Origin of the sequence: Chitinolyticbacter meiyuanensis (assembly GCF_008033135.1) — a bacterium.
GTDB classification, from domain to species: domain Bacteria; phylum Pseudomonadota; class Gammaproteobacteria; order Burkholderiales; family Chitinibacteraceae; genus Chitinolyticbacter; species Chitinolyticbacter meiyuanensis.
Genome location: NZ_CP041335.1, coordinates 2004520 through 2022855, shown reverse-complemented (window position 1 = coordinate 2022855; position 18336 = coordinate 2004520). Strand labels below are relative to the sequence as shown.

Genomic DNA, 18336 nt, shown 5'->3' with positions numbered 1-18336 from the left:
GCCCACCTCCGGCACGCGGCTTGCCTGTAGCGCCAACAGTGCATTCAGGAGGCCCCGCATGACCATTACGCTGCAGAACGCGCATCTTGCCGTCACCGTCCTGCCCGAACGCGGTGGGCGCATCGACCAGATCACCGACCTCGCCCGCAACAAGGATTGGCTGTGGCACCCCGCCGGCTACGACGCCAGCGCGCCGCGCGAGCTGCCGGCGGGCGCTGCGTTCGATACCCATTGGCAGGGCGGCTTCGAGGAGATGTTCCCGAACGACGCCGCCTGCGTGGCTGGCGGGCGCACGCTGCCCGATCACGGCGAGGCCTGGTCGTCGGTTTGGATGGTGGCTGCGCAATCCGAACGTGCGATTACGCTGCGGCTCGATTGCCAGTCGGTACCGGTGCAGTTCGAAAAGCGGCTGACGCTGGCGGACGATACACCCGAGCTGCAGATCGAATACCGCTTCACCAACCATGGCGTTTCCACATTGGGCACGCTGCTCAAGCTGCACCCGGCCATCGCCATCGAGGAAGGTGACGAGATCCGCGTGCCCGATTGCGACGTGGAAGCCGTGGCGCTGGGCTTTTCCACGCTGATCGGCCAGCCGGGATTGAGCCGCTGGCCGCACGGGCGCGATCCCAACGGCGACCAGGTACCGCTGGACCGGGCGCTGCCCGCCGCCTCGCAGGCGCGCGAGTTCATCTACTGCTCCAACCTCGGCGAAGGGCGCTGCGGCGTCTACAACCCGCGCACCGACAGCACGCTGGAACTGGCGTTCGATACCGCCGAGTTCCCCTATGTGTGGCTGTTCCAGAGCTACGGCGGCTTCGACGGCCACTACGTGCTGATGCTGGAGCCGTGCACCAGCAAGCCGTTCGAGCTGAGCGAGGTGATCGCTGCCGATACCGCGCTGTGGCTGGCCCCCGATTTCCCGCGCGCGCTGTCGCTGACGCTGAGCGTGCGCTGACCGGTTTGCCGCGCAAGCGGCGTCTAGCAAAGGAGCAACGATGAATACGCTGAAGAACAAGGTGGTACTGGTCACCGGTGGTGGCCGTGGCTTGGGGGCTGCGGTATGCGAGGCCCTGGCGCGCGATGGCGCCCGCGTCGCCATACTCGACGTGCATGCGGAAACGGCGCGGCTGGAAGCCGAAAAGCTGCAGCAAGTGGACTGTCACGCCTATGCGATCGGCTGCGATGTCGGCAACGAGATCGAGGTGCGCTCGGCCATTGCCGAGGTGGTCAAGGTGTTCGGCCGGCTCGATGCGCTGGTGAACAACGCCGGCATCGACAAGACCTGCACCATCGACGAACTCGAATGCGACGAGTGGGAGCGCATCCTGCGCACCAATCTCACCGGGCCATTCATGCTTTCGAAGTACGCAGCGCGACAGATGCGCAACCAGGATGGTGGTGGGCAGATCGTCAATATCGCCTCCACCGCCGCGCGCCGCGCCTGGCCCAATGCCGCAGCCTATCACGCCTCCAAATGGGGGCTGCTCGGCCTGTCGCAGGCGATGCATGCCGAGCTGCGCGGGGACAGGATCAAGGTGACCACGGTGTTCGCCGGCGGCATGCGCACGCCCTTCCTGCTCGACCGCTTCCCCGATCTCGATCCGGGCCTGCTGCAGGACCCGGCCAACGTGGCCGAGACCATCCGCCACCTGCTGACGCTGCCAGACGACACGGTGATCGCCGAGGTAATGGTGCTGCCGATGCGCGAGACCTCCTGGCCGTGATGCCACGCCGGCCCGTGCCGCGGTGCAGCGTTTACAACGGGCCGGAACATATTACAGCGTCAGTGCGGGCGCGATCCGGTGTAGATGTGCTGGGTCTGCGACTCGGAAATATGGCGCATCGCCGCCGACACGCCGGCACGATCCTGCGCCAGCGCGATATCCCCCAGCGCAATGATGCCCACCAGCTGCTTGCTGCGGTTGAGCACCGGCAGACGCCGCACCTGGATGTCGCCCATATTGTGCGCCACGTGCTCGAGCAGCTCGTCCTCGAAGCAGTATTTCACCTCGATGCTCATCACTTGATGCACCGGCGTGCCACTGCCCAAACCGCAGGCCACGGCGCGGGTCACGATGTCGCGATCGGTCACCATGCCGATCAGCCGCTGGCCGTCGCCCACCGGCAGTGCGCCGCAGTTGCATTCGGCCATCAGTCGCGCGGCCTCCTCGATCGGGGTTTCCGGAAAGATGACCTGCACGTTGCGGGTCATGACGTCTGCCACTTGCATAGCATTACCTCCTGCTGGATATCGTTGATCAAACAGGCTTTTTGCCCGACCGGAAGGCAGCAAGCACCATTCCGGCCGGGCGGCAGCAGCGTGGTATGGCGCTTGCTCAGGAGCGCTGCAAGCCCCTCTTCCTGGAGTGCCGCCATGCCCCCAACCGCCACTTCTTCCCGGGTCGCCAGCACCGCCGTGCCGGAGACGGCGCGCGACCAGGTGTTCGACCTGCTGCGCAGCGAGCATCGCCATATCCGGCAAGCCTTTCGCGATGTCGACCGTTTTGGCAGCAGCTCGCTGCAGGGGGTCGAGCTGGTGGCGCGCACCTGTGCCGCGCTCGAAGCGCATATCCGGCTGGAGGAGGAACTGTTCTACCCGGTGGCCCGCACCGGCTGGCGCGCCAGCGCGCTGGTCGACGCCGCCGAGGTGCGCTACCGCGGCATCAAGCAACTGCTGACCGAACTCAAGCGCATGCCGGCAGATGACGCCCGCTTCAACGCCAGCTTCAGCGTGCTGGCCGGCTATATGCGGTTGCAGATGCGCGAAGAGGAAAACGTCCTGTTCAAGGTGCTGATCCATACGCCACTGCACTGGCAGGCGCTGTTCGACGCGATGCGCCGGCGCCAGGCCGAGCTTGTCGACGAGTACTGTCTGGCCCTGCGGCGCGGCAAGCGCGCGCTGGGGCCCCAGCTGATTTCCTCGCCCTCACGGAGTACGCCATGACCCCTTCTTCCCCGCATGACAACGCCAAGCTGCAGGACCTCGCCCCCGATCGCAAGGCGCAGGGCGAAGCGCTCAGCACCAACCAGGGTGCACGCATCGCCGACAACCAGAACAGCCTGCGCGCCGGCACGCGCGGGCCAACGCTGCTGGAAGACTTCGTCCTGCGCGAGAAGATCACCCACTTCGATCACGAGCGCATCCCCGAACGGGTGGTGCATGCGCGCGGCGAAGCGGCGCACGGCGTGTTCCAGGTCTACGAATCGCTGGCCGACCTGACCTGTGCCGGCTTCCTGCAGGACCCGGCGAAACAGACGCCGGTATTCGTGCGCTTTTCCACCGTGGCCGGCTCGCGCGGCTCGGCCGACACGGTGCGCGACGTGCGCGGCTTCGCGGTGAAGTTCTACACCGACGAAGGCGTGTTCGATCTCGTCGGCAACAACATCCCGGTGTTCTTCATCCAGGACGCGATCAAGTTCCCCGATCTGGTGCACGCCCTCAAGCCCGAGCCCGACAGCGAGATGCCACAGGCGGCCAGCGCGCACGACACCTTCTGGGATTTCATCTCGCTGATGCCCGAGAGCACGCACATGATCCTGTGGCTGATGTCGGATCGCGCCATCCCGCGCAGCCACCGCATGATGGAAGGCTTCGGCGTGCACACCTTCCGCCTGGTGAACGCCAGTGGCCATGCGCGCTTCGTGAAGTTCCACTGGAAGCCGGTGCTGGGCATCCACGCACTGGCCTGGGACGAGGCACAGAAGCTGGCCGGGCACGATGCTGACTTTCACCGCCGCGACCTGTGGGAGGCAATCCAGGCCGGCGATTACCCCGAGTGGGAGCTTGGCTTGCAGATCGTCGAGGAAGCCGATGCCGATCGGCTGGGCTTCGATTTGCTGGATGCGACCAAGCTGATCCCGGAAAACCTGGTGCCGGTGCGCCGCGTCGGCCGGCTCACCCTCAACCGCAATCCAGACAACTTCTTCGCCGAGACCGAACAGGTGGCCTTCCACCCCGGCAATCTGGTACCCGGCATCGATTTCACCGCCGACCCGCTGCTACAGGGCCGCTTGTTCTCCTACCTCGATACCCAGTTGCTGCGCCTGGGCGGGCCCAATTTCCACGAGATCCCGATCAATCGCGGCATCTGCCCGTTCCACAACAATCAGCGCGATGGCTTCAAGCGCCACGCCATCGCCACCGGCCGTGTCGCGTACGAGCCCAATTCGCTGGCGGACGGCGCGCCGCACGAAGTAGCGCCGGAAGCAGGCGGCTTTCACTCGGTGCCCGAGCCGCTCAATTCCCCCAAGCTGCGTATCCGCAGCGCGAGCTTTGGCGAGCACTTCGAGCAGGCGCGGCTGTTCTGGATCAGCCAGAGCGGCATCGAACAGGATCACATCGTCGAGGCCTTCACCTTCGAGCTTGGCAAGGTCACCGTGCCGGCCGTGCGCGAGCGCATGGTGAAGGTACTGGAGACGGTGGATGCCGCGCTGGCGCAGCGCGTGGCCGAGGGGCTGGGCCTGGTCGCAGGTGGCAAGCCGCCGGCGCAAACGGCCACGCCGCTGCAACCCTCGCCCGAGCTTTCCATGATCGGCAGTGGCGATGGCTCGATCCGCACCCGCAAGGTGGCCATCCTGGTGGCAGACGGTGTCGACGATGCCGCGCTCGACGCGGTGCGCCGCGCGTTGGAAACCGGCGGCGCACATGCCCTGCTGATCGCGGCCCGGCTCGGCACCTTCACCGCCGCCAGCGGCGCCACGCTGCAGGTCGATCACACCTTCGCCACCATGCCATCGGTGGCGTTCGACGCGGTGTTCGTGCCGGGCGGCGCGGTCGAGACACTCAGCAACAGCGGCGAGGCGGTCTATTACCTGCTGGAAGCGTACAAGCACGGCAAGGCCATCGCGGCGACCGGTGAGGCGGTGGACCTGTTCGACGAGATCGGCATCCTGCCCGACGACTGCGGCGGCAGCCTCAACGGCGTGGTGTGCCAGTGCGATGGTGCCACACTGGAAACGGTGGCCGAGCGCTTCATCGCCGCGATTGCGCGCCATCGCTTCTGGCAGCGCGGCGACAAGCACCTGATCCCGGCGTGACGGCGTTGCGGCCAGGGGCCGGCTAGATCCGGTCCTTGGCCGACTTGGGCGGCGTGTCGACCTCGCCGCCGTCCATGCGCACCACGCTGAACTCGCCGTTGCTTTCCATATAGGCCGCCTTCACCTGCCCGATGTCATCGATGCCATGCTCACGCAGCTGTGCCTTCAGTTCTTCGAAGGCGATGAACTCGCGCCGCAGGTTGCGATGCAACACCTCGCCGCGACGGATCAGCAACAGCGGCGGCGGCTCCAGCAGCCGGCGCATCGTCGGCGAATAGAAGGTCAGCGCATCGAGCAGCGAATTCCAGCCCAACAGCGTGCCGATCAAAACGAAACCGTCGCTGACGGTGCGATAGTCCCCGGTCATCGCGTTCTGCGAAGCATCGGCCACCAGCACCAGCAGCAGCACGTCCGCCACGGTCACTGATCCGATGTTGCGTGGCATCAGCACGCGGAAGATCAGGAACAGGAACCAGTACAGCGCGGAACCGCGCACGATCAGCTCCCACGGATTGAGGCTGAGTCCGAACAGCTCGCTCCAGTCCATCGCGATTCCTCCTTGCCCGCCGACCGCGGACACGAAAAAGCGCCTGTATCAGGCGCTTGCTGGAAGCGGGCGCCATGCGGCGCCCCGGATCAGGCCGCGAGCTGGCGATAACGCTGGCGCAGCGCCTTGATCTCGGCATGGTTGCTCAGCACACCTTGATACTGGCGATTCACCAGTTCGTGCACCGACACCGGCAAACCCTTCTCCAGCGCCTCGGCGTAACTGGCCTTGGCCTTGTCCTCGCCACGCTCGCATTCTTCGAGCACCGCGAGATCATCGTTGCTGGTGACCGCCGTGCGCAGCGTCACCCAGCCGCGATGGACTGCGCCGGCCACGGTGCCGCCCTCCTCGGCCTCGCCACCGTGCAGACGCACGAGGCGGGCCAGCTCGTCCGCCGCGTTGCGGCATTCGGCGGCGCGCATGCGAAAGAGGTTCTTGAGTTCGGTGGCGGTGGCGTACTTCACGCATTCGTTGAACCCGTATTCGCCGTCCTTGCTGGTTTCGATCAGGTTGTTGAGAACGCTCACGACTTCGCTGTTGTCCATGCTGTGTGCTCCTTGGCTGGGGGAAGAAGCGGCCCTGCGGCCTTGCGACACGTCGAGCAAATTGCGTACCGGCTGCATCGCCCCGTCCAGCCTTGCCTGGCCGCCCGCACCGCGTTCCCGTGTGCGGCACGAATTACCGTAATTTGTAAAAACTGCATCCCTCACCCGCATATCGCGCCGGTCATTGCCCCTGCCTGCGCCGCCTGCCGCTTGGCACAACCCTTGCATGGACATGCACCCGTTGCCTTGCAAGGAAGCGCATGCCTTTGCCATCCCCTCGCCGCCCCCACGCGGCCCCCGTTCAGCCCGGATTGCCGTCATGAGTCGGCCGGAAATGTTTCTCGAACACCAACAGCACCAGACCCTCACCCCGCGCCTGCAACAGGCGGTGCGGCTACTCCAGCTCTCCACCCAAGATTTCACCCAGGAGCTGCGCGACCTGTTGTCGCTCAATCCCTTTCTGGAGCTCGACGACGCGCATGAACCGCAGGCCGAGGCAGAAACAGCGGCCACGGAGCACGCGGAAGCCATGCCGGAACCGCTGCCCGATCCGGAACCATGGGGCAACGGCAAGCCTTCCGCCGGGGTGGAAGGCGGGCTGGATCTGCTCGACCTCACCTGTGCCGGCGTCACGTTGCAGCAGCATCTGCATCAGCAGCTCAATGTAATGAACCTTTCCGAGCGCGACCTGCTGCTGGTGGCGCTGGTGATCGAGGCACTCGATGACGACGGCTATCTGCGCGTGGGGCTGGACGAGCTGGCCGGCTTGCTGTCATTGAATCCGCCCGTCGAGCCCGATGAGATGCAGTACGCGCTGCGGCTGGTGCAGTCGTTCGAGCCCACCGGGGTGGCCTGTCGTGATGTGGCCGAGTGCATCTCGCTGCAGCTTGCCGCGCTGCCGGAAAGCCCGTGCAGCCTGCTCGCCGGCCGCATCATCGACGAGGCATTCCAGCGGCTGGCCGTGCGCGACATCGTCGGCGTAGCGCAGGCCATGGGCTGCTCGCCCGGCGAAGCCGAGGCGGCGGCACAGTTGATCCGTCAGCTCGATCCGCGGCCAGGCTGGGCCTTTGGCGAACATACCGCCGGCTACCTCACGCCCGATATCCTGGTACACCGCACGCGCGATGGCTGGGCGGCGATGCTGAACCCTGCGGTGGTGCCGCGGCTGAAGGTGAACCAGCACTATGCGGAGCTGTTCGCGCGCCATCGCGAATCGCACCATGGCGATCTCGCCACCCATTTGCAGGAAGCACGCTGGACCGTACGCAACCTGGAGCAACGCTTTTTCACCATTCTGCGGGTGGCGCAGGCACTGGTGGACCGGCAGCAGTATTTCTTCGAGCACGGCATCCTCGCGATGCAGCCGCTGGGGCTGAAGGACATCGCCGAAGCGCTGGAGCTGCACGAATCGACCGTATCGCGCGCCACCAACAACAAGTACATGGCGACACCATTCGGCGTGTTCGAACTCAAGTACCTGTTCTCGCGCGGACTCAGCACCCGGCAGGGTAGCCAGTGCTCCACCACCGCAATCCGCGAAGCGATCCGCAAGATGATCCAGACCGAAGCGGCGCATGCGCCGCATTCGGATGCCGAGATCACCCGACTGCTGCAGCAGCAGGGGCTGAAGGTGGCACGCCGCACCGTCACCAAGTATCGCCAGCTGATGAACATCCCCTCGGTGGAGCAACGGCGGCTGCACGCCTGATCCCACCAAAGAAAACACGCCACCCGAGGGTGGCGTGCTTCGTCCAGCTGATCGGGCGATCAGCTGTTCTTGTTGCGCACCTTGCTGCTGTCCTGCTCGCTACCAAGGTTACCGGTAGTGGTTCCGGTAGTGCCGGCAGCCGTGGCACTGCGGGTGGAGGCCGACGCATTGCTGCTCTCGCCGATGCGCGAACCACCGGCCTCGCCGCTACGGCCCAGCGTCTGGCCCGACTGCTGCTGGCCAGCCGACTGCCCGGCCTGCAGCCCCGATTGCTGATCGGATTGCTGGTCGCGGTGCTTGTTGCGCCATTGCTCGAATTCATCCGAGAACTTGCCGTAGCGCTCCTGGCTCCAGCGGTCGTAGTCGTCGTCGAGCTGACGGATCTGCTGTTCGCGCCACTGGCTGTAGTGCGGGTCCAGATGGCGGGAGCCGCGCGAACCTTGCTCGCCCTGCTGGCCATAGCCCTGGCTGCCTTGTGAGCCGCCGTAGGGCGGATTGTTCTGGAAGCCACTTTGGCTGCCATAGCCCTGCGAGGCAAAGCCCGACTGGCCTTGGCCATAGCCGCGCTGCTGATCGAAGCCGCCTTGCTGGCCCTGGTGCGAGGCGAACTGGCTGCTTTGGTGGCCGCCCTGGCCATAACCACCCTGCCCACCTTGCTGACCTTGGCCCCATTGCTGGCCATGACCACCCTGGTTGCCCTGACCACCTTGGAAGCCTTGGCCGCCCTGCTGACCATAGCTGCCTTGGCCACCTTGGAAACCCTGACCACTCTGCTGGCCGTAGCTGCCTTGCTGACTACCGTAACCGCCTTGGCCACCCTGGAAATCACGCTGACCCTGCTGACCGTAACCGCCTTGGAAACCCTGGCCGCGCTGGCCTTGATTCCATTGCTCGCCCGCAGCGCCGTAATGGCCCTGATAGCCGCCCTGTTGCCCTTGCTGGCCGCTCACGCCTTGGCTGCTCTGATAGTTCTGACCATAACCCTGGCCCCCTTGCTGGCCCTGGCCCACCTGGTTGGCGCGGTAGCCGCCCTGATACTCGCGGCCGCCTTCACCGCCGGCATAGCCTTGCGGGTTGGCGCCGCCCTGATACTGGGTGCCGCTGGCCGGATAGTAGCTGCCGTATTCTTCCGACGGCCGGCCGCCATACTGGTCATGTGCCGGGCGGGATTCCCGGGTATCCGATTGGAAATCCCGATCGTCGCCCTGGCCGTAGCGCCCATAATTCTGCTCGCGCGATTGATTGCCCTGGTTGCGCTCGGGATAGCTGTGCTGTGTCATCGTGATTCCTCTCTCAACTGATTTGGGAAAAACAGGTGGCAGACCACGTGCGGCACGCGTCGCCACCGGCCGCTTCGCTAGCAGCAAACGGTGTACCCGCGCGCAAATCAGCACATTGCGGCGCTCGCGGCCCTGCCGCCAAACCAGCGAACTGGTAAAACTTGCAGCGCTTTGCACACCCTGCGCCACCGCCCGGCAGACCATCGCAAAAACCCGTGTAATTCAGGCCTCCCACCCGCGTAATTCCTCCAGGCCGATCGATGCCGAGCAGCAACCAAGGCCACTCCGTGCTTGCAAAGCCTGACACCACACGCATCGCTGGCAAGGCAATTTCGGACCGCAACTTCTGCTGCGCCGCACAAGTCACGATCGCGTCAGCTCAAGCAAGCGAAGCGCATCCACGCCTGCCGGGTTTGCATGGGCCTGCTGCCGGAAAGCAGCCAACTGCCGCGATGTCGCACTACGGCTCCATCCATATGCTTTCTCACAACGACAGCAAAAACCAATGGAATATCAGAAATTTCTGCTGCTGTAGGAGTTGTCCGGCGATGGCTTTCCCCTTTGCTGCATTGACCCGAAAACTGAGCCCACTAGGATGGAACCCATATGCCTGCCGGGAGCACGCCATGTTCGAGACCATCCGCCACGAGTCGGCCCATCCTTCGATGCCCACGCTCTATTCGTTCAGCCGCGGAGAAGCCCGGGCCGAACCCGCGGCCAAGCCGATTCCGCAACGGGACAGCGACGCCAGCCGCTTCGGTCGCCTCTATGGTTCCTCCGCGCCGATGCAAGAAGTATTCCGCCTAGTTGAGCGCGTGGCGCCCAGCGATATGTCGGTGCTCATCATCGGTGAGAGCGGCTGCGGCAAGGAGTTGATCGCACAGACCGTGCACGAAATGAGCGCCCGCGCCGACGCCCCCTTCATTGCGGTCAATTGCGGTGCCTTGCCCGCCACGCTGGTGGAAGCCGAATTGTTCGGCTACGAGAAAGGCGCCTTTACCGGTGCCAGCCGTACTCACCAAGGCTTTTTTGAACGCGCCCAGGGCGGCACGCTGTTCCTCGACGAGATCACCGAGATGCCGATCGAGCTGCAGGTGCGTTTGCTGCGCGTGCTGGAAACCGGCGTGCTCACCCGGGTAGGCGGCGATCGCGAGATCGCCTGCAATGCCCGCATCCTTGCCGCCACCAACCGCGAACCGCTCGAAGCCGTGCGCAGCGGCCATCTGCGCGAGGATCTGATGTACCGGCTGGCCGTGTTTCCGGTGGTGTTGCCGCCGTTGCGCGAGCGTGCTGACGACGTGATGCTGTTGGCCCAGCACTTCCTCGACGATCTCAATTCGCAATACAGCACCGACAAGCAGTTCGCCGCCGATGTAGCCGAGCGCCTGGCCAGCCACGCCTGGCCGGGCAACGTGCGCGAGCTGAAGAACTGCATCCAGCGCGCCTACATCCTGTCGGACGAAGCAGTGGAAATCGATACGCTGGCGCCGCTCAAGCGCTGCGATGCCGTGGTGAATGGCAATTGCATGCAATTCGAGATCGGCACCCCGCTGGAGGAAGTGGAACAACAGCTGATCTTTGCCACGCTGGCGCGCTTCCAGGGCAACAAGCGCCGTGCGGCCGAGGCGCTCGGCGTGAGCCTCAAGACCATCTACAACCGGCTCAACAGCTATTCCTCGGACAAAGCGCGCCAACTGGCCCAACAGTTCGGTACCTCTATCAACGACGACGACAACGTGATCAACGCCGCCAACTACGCCTAATCCAGGCGGGCATGCCCGTTGCTGTGTAGTGAAGGTCGGTCGCGCCGGGCGATGCCCGGCAGGCCGGCCGAGACCTACACCACGGAGCCCGCCATGAATCAACCCGCCACCGCCACCCTTCCCCCGCAACACCAGGATCAGCAGCCTGGTATCGAGGCGCAGATGCAGCCGCCGCCGGAATCGGAGATGGCAGCGTACCGCGGCAGCGGTAAGCTCGAAGGCGAAGTGGCACTGGTGACCGGCGGCGACAGCGGCATCGGTCGCGCGGTGGCCGTGGCATTCGCCAAGGAAGGCGCCGACGTCGCCGTGGTCTACCTCGCCGAGGATGAAGATGCCGCCAAGACCCGCCAGCTGATCACCGACTGCGGCCGGCGCTGCATCCTGATCAAGGGCGACATCGCCGACGAGGCGTTCTGTGGGGAAGCGGTGGCGCTGACCATCTCGGAGCTCAAAGGGCTCGACATCCTGGTGAACAATGCCGGCGAGCAACATCCGCAGTCCTCGATCGAGGACATCAGCAGCAGCCAGCTCTTGCGCACCTTCCAGACCAACGTCTTCGCCATGTTCCACTTGGTGCGCGCGGCGCTGCCGCACTTGAAGGGCGGGGGGCGCATCATCAACACCACCTCGGTGACCGCATACCGCGGCCATGAAAAGCTGCTCGATTACTCGGCCACCAAGGGCGCGGTGGTGTCGTTCACCCGTTCACTTGCCAAGGCACTGATCGACGACGAGATCCGGGTGAATGCCGTTGCGCCCGGTCCGGTCTGGACACCGCTGATCCCCTCGACCTTCAGCGCCGAGGAAGTAAAAAAGTTCGGCAGCCACGCCCCGATGAAGCGCCCCGGCCAACCCGACGAGATCGCCCCGGCCTATGTGTTCCTCGCCAGTGCCGATTCAAGCTTCATGGCCGGCCAAGTGCTGCATCCGAATGGTGGTGAAGTGGTAAACGGGTGAATACCGTGTGGCAAAAACTGCATTGGGAACTGGACACCCAGTCAAGCAGCTTGAGCCTCCACGGGCCATCCGCCTGGTCGGTTGGGCATGCTGCTTGCTGAACGTGTGATCGCAATGTCTTTCATTGCCTAACAAAGGAGCCATCAAGATGACACGCATCCAACAAATCGCCGCCATCCTGGGCAGCGCCATGCTCGCCGCTTCGCTGGGCGTTTCCGCTGCCGATGCCAATACCAGCGGCAAGCACAGCAAGGTAACCCCGGTCCCCGGCACCCACTCCGCCAGCGAGCCCGATACCAAGGGCAATAGCGGGGGCGCTGCGCCGGGCCAGACCAACTAAGGCCTACGCAGCACAAACAAACCGCCTCAGTACGAGGCGGTTTGTTTTTAGGTGTCTTTTACAACTGCTTCACCTAATCATCTCCAGATTTGCCATGCCGCCGGGGACTGAAACGCCGCTCGAGCCGACGCAGCCCGAACAACACCACCAGGTTGAGCACAACAATCCCGATCGCCAGCACGAACTGCGCAAGCCCAACGGCCACGCCGATACCGGCCGACATCAGCAGCGATGCCGCCGTGGTCAGCCCCTTGACCTGCTCACCCTCGGTGGCTGCCGAAGAAATCCGGAAGATTGTGCCGGCGCCCAGGAAGCTCACCCCGGTCACGATGGCCTCCAGCACACGGATCGGGTCCGAGCGCACCATCTCCGCGTGGGTATGGCCGTAATACCGTGCCAACAGTACATCGGCCAAGCTGACAAACAGCGCTGCAGCGCCGGCCACCAGCATTTGTGTACGCAAGCCCGCTGGCTTGGCAGCCGCTTCCCGCTCCCAGCCAACCAAGCCCCCCAAGACCATCGCCAGCCCCACTTCGCCCAGCATGCCCAGTTGGGACCATCCCAGTATGTCCATCTGCACCTCCATCGCGCTGTAATCCACGACAGAGCTTGAGGACGACGAAACGAGCAGGCGATTTTTCACCTTGCGACACCGTAGGAGCAATCGGGAGCCAGCCCCAGCAACGCCTGGAGAGCAGCAACCCAGCTGCCACGCCTTCGTCAACGACTGTTCAAAGCCCCTGTTCGACCATATCCAGCAAACGCTGGCCGATGACTTCACGCGTCGCTTCCGGCAAGCCATGCAGCGGTCCCTCGCTCACCAGCAGCGCCAGACCATGCACGGCAGACCACGCGAGATATTCCGCGCCAGGGCGACGTTCCGGTGGCAGCCCGCCTGCGGCGGCCAGCCGATCCAGCGCCATGCTGAGCAATTCGAACGGATTCATGCCACTGGCACCCGCCTTGGCCGCATCCGGATCGGCTTCGACCTGCTCGTGCGAGGAAAACGCAGTCTTGAACAGACCCGGTTCGGCGTGGGCAAAGCGTAGATAACCCGTGCCCACAGCGCGCACGCTGTCCCGGGCGTAGCGCAACGGCCCAACCGACGGGTGCAGCTTGGCCAGCTCCACCTCCATCGCACGCGCCACCTGCGACAATGCATACGCCCGCACCGCCAACAGCAGATCCTCGCGGCTGGCGAAATGGCGATAGGCCGCATTGGGCACCACGCCCGCCTGTCGGGTCGCCTCGCGCAGCACCACCGCACCCGGCCCCCCCATGCGGGCCAACGCGATTCCCGCATCCAGCAAGGCGTTGCGCAGGTCGCCATGCCGGTAGGTGCTGCGCCGGGAAGCAGAGGTTGGGGTGTCGCTCATCGTCGATCCTATGTGTACACCGTCCATTATCTCATGCTAGCTTATGTGTACCGTGTACACATTAAAGCCCAACCCATCACGGTACGTGTACGACAACCTACTGGAGATCTCGATGAACCTGCTGAACCCCTACATCACCTTCAACGGCAACTGTGCTGAGGCCATGCAGTTCTACCAAAGCACGCTCGGCGGCAAGCTGCAGCTGATGACAGTGGCCAATTCGCCGGTGGCGGAACACCTGCCCCAAGCGGCCGGACACCTGATCATGCACGCCCACCTTGAGCTACCCAACGGCAACCATCTGATGGCATCGGACTGGATCGAAGGCTGCGGCGGGCCGTATGACGGGATCAAGGGCATCTCCCTAGCGGTGACTTACGCCACAGTGGAAGAAGCCACCAGCCGCTTCAACGCGCTGGCCGATGGCGGCAAGATCACGATGCAGCTAGAACCGACTTTCTGGGTCGAACAGTTTGGTGCCGTAGTCGATAAATACGGCATCAGCTGGTTGGTAAACGGCGGAAAAATGAAGGCCTGAGCACGTCCGACGATCCATGAATGCAGGTAGATCGGTTGCACCTGCATAAAAGCCCCACGCTTATGGCGCGGGGCTTTTTCTTGTGACGCAGGCAGGTCTTGCAGCTTCATATCTGTAATTAGCGCGCAGAAGCCGCTTAAGAATACCGCCGACGTCCCCCCAAGTTTGAGTAGCACGCAGCTTTAGAGTCCAATCCCTTCCATCAAGGAGACTGGACGTGAAGAAACGCTTTTCCGAAGAACAAATCATCGGCTTCCTGCGCGAGGCCGAAGCGGGCTTGCCCATCAAGGAACTGTGCCGCCGGCACGGTTTCTCCGAAGCCAGTTACTATCTCTGGCGCAGCAAGTTCGGTGGCATGAGCGTCTCCGACGCCAAGCGGCTCAAGGAACTCGAGGCCGAGAATGCTCGGCTCAAGCGCATGCTGGCCAATTCGATGCTCGAAAACGAGGTCATCAAGGAAGCACTGCAAAAAAAGTGGTGACCGCACCAACGCGACGCGAGCTGGTGCGGTTCCTCGCCGGACGGGGTCTGAGTGAGCGCTGGGCGTTGCGCATCGCCCGAATGAGTCCGAGCGCCTTGCGCTACCGGCCCAAGCCGGATCGGAACGGCATGTTACGGCAGCGGATCGTCGAACTGGCGCAGCGCCATCGTCGCTACGGTGCAGGGATGATCTATCTGAAGCTGCGCCAGAGCGGCTGGGCAGTGAACCACAAGCGGGTAGAACGGCTATATGCACTGGCCGGGCTGCAAGTGCGGCGACGCAAGCGCAAGAAGGTGCCGCCATCGGAGCGGCAGCCGCTGATCCGGCCGCAGGTCGCCAATGCGGTCTGGTCGATGGACTTCGTGTTTGATCGCACGGCCGAAGGACGAGTGATCAAATGCCTGACCGTTGTCGACGATGCCACGCATGAAGCCATTGCGGTGATCCCGGAGCGAGCCATCAGTGGCGAAATTCTGACGCGGCAACTGGATCGATTAGCGGTCTCACGCGGCTTGCCGCAGGTGATTCGCACTGACAACGGCAAGGAGTTCTGCGGTCGAGCGATGCTGCACTGGGCGTACCGGCGCGGCATCACGCTGCGGCAGATTGAACCGGGCAAACCGAACCAGAACGCTTACATCGAATCATTCAATGGCCGGCTGCGGGACGAATGTCTGAACGAGCACTGGTTCACCAGCTTGGCGCATGCGCGGGTGGTGATCGAAGCCTGGCGACGGGAATACAACGAGGAGCGGCCGAAGAAGGCGTTGGGCGGGCTGACGCCATCGGCCTATGCCCGGCAGCTAGCGAGGAAGAAACCGGTAATATCGGGGGCCGGACTCTAAAGCGAAATGCTATTCATGAGGGGGTGACGTCGCCTGATCTTGCGCAGTCGAGCGAGCGCTGATCGATTCACGGCAAAAGGCAGACAGAGTCAGTTCGTTGGTCACGACTTTTCTAAGCAGCGCGCTTCCGTTCAACCCGGCGATTTCAGCTGCTTCAGAAATGCAAAGTAGAAATGTGCTCATTTGGCCTCCGCCTGGAGCTTAGCTACCTTGTTGGAGAGGGGGTCTCGCTTGAGCGAGCTCGGCGCTTAGCTATTCACGTTTCCGCGTCACGGCCTCTGCTTCCCAGCTTTGAGTTGGTCGAGATAATCAGCCCACCACTGCATCATTTTTACGCGTTCTGGTAAGTGTTCGGCGTAGTTATAGGCGGCGCGCACTTCGTCGCGCTCGCCATGGGCAAGCTGGCGCTCGATGGCGTCGCGGTGCCATTGGTGCGACTCATTCAGCAGGGTGCTGGCGATCTTGCGAAAGCTGTGCCCGGTGAACTGGTCACTGGTATAGCCAAGTCGGCGTAGTGCCGCGTTCACGGTATTTTCACTCATTGGGCGCTCTTTAGTGCGCTCGCCTGGGAAAACATACTTGCAACGGCCTGTCAGGGGTTCCAGCTCGCGCAGCAGTGCGATAGCTTGGGTTGGGAGCGGCACGATATGCACGGCACGTGACTTCATCTTGTGGGCGGGAATGCGCCACTCAGCTTTGTCGAAATTGATTTCGTCCCACTCGGCTTTTCTCAACTCTCCAGGTCGCACAAACACCAGAGGAGCAAGGCGGGTGGCGCAACGCACAACCAGCGATGCGCTCAAACCATCGAGCGCACGAAGGAGCGCCCCTACTTCAACTGGGTCGGTGATGGTCGGGAAGGCTTTCGGGTCAGGGCGAATCAGGGCTTCTTTGAGCAGATCGGCGGGATCGGTCTCTGCCATGCCGGCTGCGATGGCGTAGCGAAAAATCTTGCTGCAAGACCAGAGCACGCGGTGGGCGGTCTCAATCGCGCCGCGTTCCTCAATGCGTCGCAAGCAGGCCAGCACCTCGGGAGCCTTGATACTCGCGATGGGGCGCTTGCCCAGCCACGGGAACACGTCCGATTCCAGTCGGTTGATAGTGCGCTCACGGTGGCTCGCCGACAGGCCCCTCATGCACTTATCAAACCAGGCACGTCCCACGACCTCGAAGCTGTTATCGGCTGCAACGGATGCGGCCAGGCTAGCGGCCTTGCGCTGCTCGCTCGGGTCAATGCCCTGCGCCAGCCGGGCACGGATTTCGTCCCGCTGCTTACGGGCTTCGCTTAGGGGTACGTCGGGGTACGCACCAAAGGACAGCAGTGACTCCTTGCTGTTCGGTTTGGTGTACTTCATCCGCCAGAGCTTCGCCCCGTTCGATTTGACCAGTAGGAACAATCCTCCGCCATCAAACAGCTTGCGGTCTTTCTCAGCAGGCTTGGCGTTCTTGCATTCCGAGTCGGTCAGCGGTTTGGTCTGACGAGCCATGGGGTATCACCTTAGGGGTACGGGGTACGGCACACCCCGAATCACGGTTTTTGTACCCCAAAATGTACCCCTAAAAAGTCGGGTTGTCATGGCATCACATGACACATTACAGCAAAGAAAAACCCCTGAAAGCTGAGCTTTACAGGGGTTTAAGGTGTGTCACGATACTTCGTGAAACTATCATTTGGTGGAGCCGGCGGGAGTCGAACCCGCGTCCGAAAGTCCTCCACGAGGAGATCTACATGCTTAGTGTGGTCTACTGGTTTTAACCATCAACCCGCCGACCGACAGGCTGGTTGAAAGCGAGTTACCTTAGATTTAACCCCAAGCCAAGTAACCCGGCTCAAGGCGATCCCATCTAAATGACTCTGCTGTCGTTTTTTAGGCGACCTACCCGGTGGGCAAAGTAGCGCAGAGTCTGGCGCGATTAAGCAGCCAGAGCGTAAGTTTCGTCGTTTGCGACTAAGTTATTTCAGCGTTTTACGGGGTGTCTGAGATCCCGGCATGCCCCCACTCGCTTTGCAACCCCCGTCGAAACCATGGCGGCCCCAAGTGAAGCGTTGCCATTGTAACGCGTTTGCCGCCCCGGGGCGAGGTCAGACGGCCACGGGGGCTTTGATCGCCGGCCAGCTCTCGTAGCCGACGAGCTCGAAGTCCTCGAACTCGAAATCGAAGATGCTGCGCCGCTCGGGATTGATCCGCATCTGCGGCAGGGGCTTGGGCTCGCGGGTGAGCTGGGTGTGTACCTGTTCCAGGTGATTGGTGTAAACATGGCAATCGCCACCGGTCCAGACGAAATCACCCGGCTGCAGATCGCACACTTGGGCCAGCATCAGTACCAGCAATGAGTACGAGGCGATGTTGAACGGCACTCCGAGGAACAGGTCGGCACTGCGCTGGTAGAGCTGGCAGGAAAGCTTGCCGCGCTGATCAGGATCGCCCGGCTGGGCGGGCGCCACGTAGAACTGGAAGAAGGCGTGGCAAGGCGGCAGCGCCATGTGCTCGATCTCGCCAACGTTCCAGGCCGAAACGATGATGCGGCGCGAATCCGGATTACGCTGGAGTTGGTCGACCACCTGGGCAATCTGGTCAATATGGCGGCCATCGCGCGTGGGCCAGCTGCGCCACTGGTAGCCGTAGATCGGGCCGAGCTCGCCGTCGGCACGCGCCCAGTCATCCCAGATTGAAACGCCACGTTCCTTCAACCAGTTGTTATTGGTTTCGCCCCGCAGGAACCACAGCAGCTCGTAAACGATGGACTTGAGGTGCACCTTCTTGGTGGTGACCAGCGGGAACCCCTCGGCGAGGTTGAAGCGCATTTGGTGGCCGAACACTGACAGGGTGCCGGTACCGGTGCGGTCCTCCTTTCTCACGCCGTGATCGAGTACGTGCTGGAGAAGGTCGAGGTACTGCCGCATGCTGCGCTCCG

General features: G+C 63.3%; 18 protein-coding genes, 1 other RNA gene and 1 pseudogene. 11 read left to right on the top strand and 9 right to left on the bottom strand.

Features of this window, described 5'->3' with window-relative positions:
- Window positions 1-58 precede the first annotated feature (58 nt).
- Together FLM21_RS09785 and FLM21_RS09780 are read left to right on the top strand one after the other, a co-directional pair.
- Window positions 59-958: an aldose epimerase family protein gene (locus tag FLM21_RS09785; RefSeq protein WP_148715387.1), complete on the top strand. Its 900-nt coding sequence runs from the start codon at window positions 59-61 to the stop codon at window positions 956-958.
- Between the two features lie 40 nt (window positions 959-998).
- Window positions 999-1727, top strand: a complete 729-nt coding sequence (locus FLM21_RS09780) for an SDR family oxidoreductase (RefSeq protein ID WP_148715386.1) — start codon at window positions 999-1001, stop codon at window positions 1725-1727.
- A gap of 59 nt (window positions 1728-1786) precedes the next feature.
- On the opposite strand, the gene FLM21_RS09775 is transcribed toward FLM21_RS09780, so the two are convergent.
- Window positions 1787-2233, bottom strand: coding sequence for a CBS domain-containing protein (locus tag FLM21_RS09775; RefSeq protein WP_148715385.1), 447 nt, complete (start codon window positions 2231-2233; stop codon window positions 1787-1789).
- Window positions 2234-2377: 144 nt separating this feature from the next.
- Here FLM21_RS09775 and FLM21_RS09770 point away from each other — a divergent pair, with 144 nt between their 5' ends.
- Together FLM21_RS09770 and katE are read left to right on the top strand one after the other, a co-directional pair.
- Window positions 2378-2947, top strand: coding sequence for a hemerythrin domain-containing protein (locus FLM21_RS09770; RefSeq protein ID WP_148715384.1), 570 nt, complete (start codon window positions 2378-2380; stop codon window positions 2945-2947).
- Window positions 2944-5040: a catalase HPII gene (katE, locus tag FLM21_RS09765; RefSeq protein WP_148715383.1), complete on the top strand. Its 2097-nt coding sequence runs from the start codon at window positions 2944-2946 to the stop codon at window positions 5038-5040. The genes FLM21_RS09770 and katE overlap by 4 nt, the downstream gene beginning before the upstream one ends.
- Before the next feature lie 22 nt (window positions 5041-5062).
- Here katE and FLM21_RS09760 read toward each other — a convergent pair whose 3' ends face one another.
- Both FLM21_RS09760 and FLM21_RS09755 read right to left on the bottom strand, forming a co-directional pair.
- A complete protein-coding gene (locus FLM21_RS09760; RefSeq protein WP_222846809.1) occupies window positions 5063-5587 on the bottom strand; it encodes a DUF421 domain-containing protein in 525 nt (174 codons plus the stop codon).
- An 89-nt stretch (window positions 5588-5676) separates the two neighbouring features.
- Complete coding sequence (locus FLM21_RS09755; protein ID WP_148715382.1) at window positions 5677-6132, bottom strand: PA2169 family four-helix-bundle protein; 456 nt, start codon at window positions 6130-6132, stop codon at window positions 5677-5679.
- Between the two features lie 319 nt (window positions 6133-6451).
- On the opposite strand from FLM21_RS09755, the gene rpoN reads away from it, so the two are divergent.
- On the top strand, window positions 6452-7840 hold the full coding sequence (gene rpoN / locus FLM21_RS09750; RefSeq protein WP_148715381.1) for an RNA polymerase factor sigma-54: 1389 nt from the start codon (window positions 6452-6454) through the stop codon (window positions 7838-7840).
- A gap of 59 nt (window positions 7841-7899) precedes the next feature.
- On the opposite strand, the gene FLM21_RS09745 is transcribed toward rpoN, so the two are convergent.
- The gene (locus FLM21_RS09745; RefSeq protein WP_148715380.1) at window positions 7900-9120 is read right to left on the bottom strand and encodes a hypothetical protein; all 1221 of its coding nucleotides are present in this window, start codon (window positions 9118-9120) and stop codon (window positions 7900-7902) included.
- Between the two features lie 626 nt (window positions 9121-9746).
- On the opposite strand from FLM21_RS09745, the gene FLM21_RS09740 reads away from it, so the two are divergent.
- The 3 genes from FLM21_RS09740 (at window position 9747) to FLM21_RS09730 (ending at window position 12180) form a co-directional block, all read left to right on the top strand.
- The gene (locus FLM21_RS09740) at window positions 9747-10883 is read left to right on the top strand and encodes a sigma-54 interaction domain-containing protein (RefSeq protein ID WP_246120864.1); all 1137 of its coding nucleotides are present in this window, start codon (window positions 9747-9749) and stop codon (window positions 10881-10883) included.
- Window positions 10884-10976: 93 nt separating this feature from the next.
- Complete coding sequence (locus FLM21_RS09735) at window positions 10977-11840, top strand: SDR family oxidoreductase (RefSeq protein ID WP_148715378.1); 864 nt, start codon at window positions 10977-10979, stop codon at window positions 11838-11840.
- Between the two features lie 148 nt (window positions 11841-11988).
- On the top strand, window positions 11989-12180 hold the full coding sequence (locus FLM21_RS09730) for a hypothetical protein (protein WP_148715377.1): 192 nt from the start codon (window positions 11989-11991) through the stop codon (window positions 12178-12180).
- 73 nt (window positions 12181-12253) lie between these two features.
- Here FLM21_RS09730 and FLM21_RS09725 read toward each other — a convergent pair whose 3' ends face one another.
- Window positions 12254-12823: an MgtC/SapB family protein gene (locus FLM21_RS09725; RefSeq protein WP_246120862.1), complete on the bottom strand. Its 570-nt coding sequence runs from the start codon at window positions 12821-12823 to the stop codon at window positions 12254-12256.
- Between the two features lie 88 nt (window positions 12824-12911).
- Window positions 12912-13556 (bottom strand): TetR/AcrR family transcriptional regulator, encoded by a 645-nt coding sequence (locus FLM21_RS09720; protein ID WP_148715376.1) that lies wholly within the window; start codon window positions 13554-13556, stop codon window positions 12912-12914.
- Window positions 13557-13668: 112 nt separating this feature from the next.
- Here FLM21_RS09720 and FLM21_RS09715 point away from each other — a divergent pair, with 112 nt between their 5' ends.
- The 3 genes and pseudogenes from FLM21_RS09715 to FLM21_RS09710 all read left to right on the top strand — a co-directional run bounded on the left by FLM21_RS09715 (window position 13669) and on the right by FLM21_RS09710 (window position 15420).
- Complete coding sequence (locus tag FLM21_RS09715) at window positions 13669-14094, top strand: VOC family protein (RefSeq protein WP_148715375.1); 426 nt, start codon at window positions 13669-13671, stop codon at window positions 14092-14094.
- Window positions 14095-14311: 217 nt separating this feature from the next.
- A pseudogene (locus FLM21_RS21290) lies at window positions 14312-14461 on the top strand (transposase); the annotation flags it as partial.
- Entirely contained in the window at window positions 14389-15420 is a 1032-nt protein-coding gene (locus FLM21_RS09710; RefSeq protein ID WP_246120704.1) for an IS3 family transposase, read from the top strand. The pseudogene FLM21_RS21290 and the gene FLM21_RS09710, both read left to right, overlap by 73 nt.
- A gap of 269 nt (window positions 15421-15689) precedes the next feature.
- Here the strand turns inward: FLM21_RS09710 and FLM21_RS09705 are convergent, their stop codons facing one another.
- The 3 genes from FLM21_RS09705 to FLM21_RS09695 form a co-directional block, all read right to left on the bottom strand.
- On the bottom strand, window positions 15690-16907 hold the full coding sequence (locus FLM21_RS09705; protein WP_148715374.1) for a tyrosine-type recombinase/integrase: 1218 nt from the start codon (window positions 16905-16907) through the stop codon (window positions 15690-15692).
- Window positions 16908-17092: 185 nt separating this feature from the next.
- Window positions 17093-17457: a transfer-messenger RNA gene (gene ssrA, locus FLM21_RS09700) on the bottom strand.
- A gap of 46 nt (window positions 17458-17503) precedes the next feature.
- The gene (locus FLM21_RS09695) at window positions 17504-18325 is read right to left on the bottom strand and encodes a thymidylate synthase (protein ID WP_148715373.1); all 822 of its coding nucleotides are present in this window, start codon (window positions 18323-18325) and stop codon (window positions 17504-17506) included.
- Between the last annotated feature and the right edge of the window lie 11 nt (window positions 18326-18336).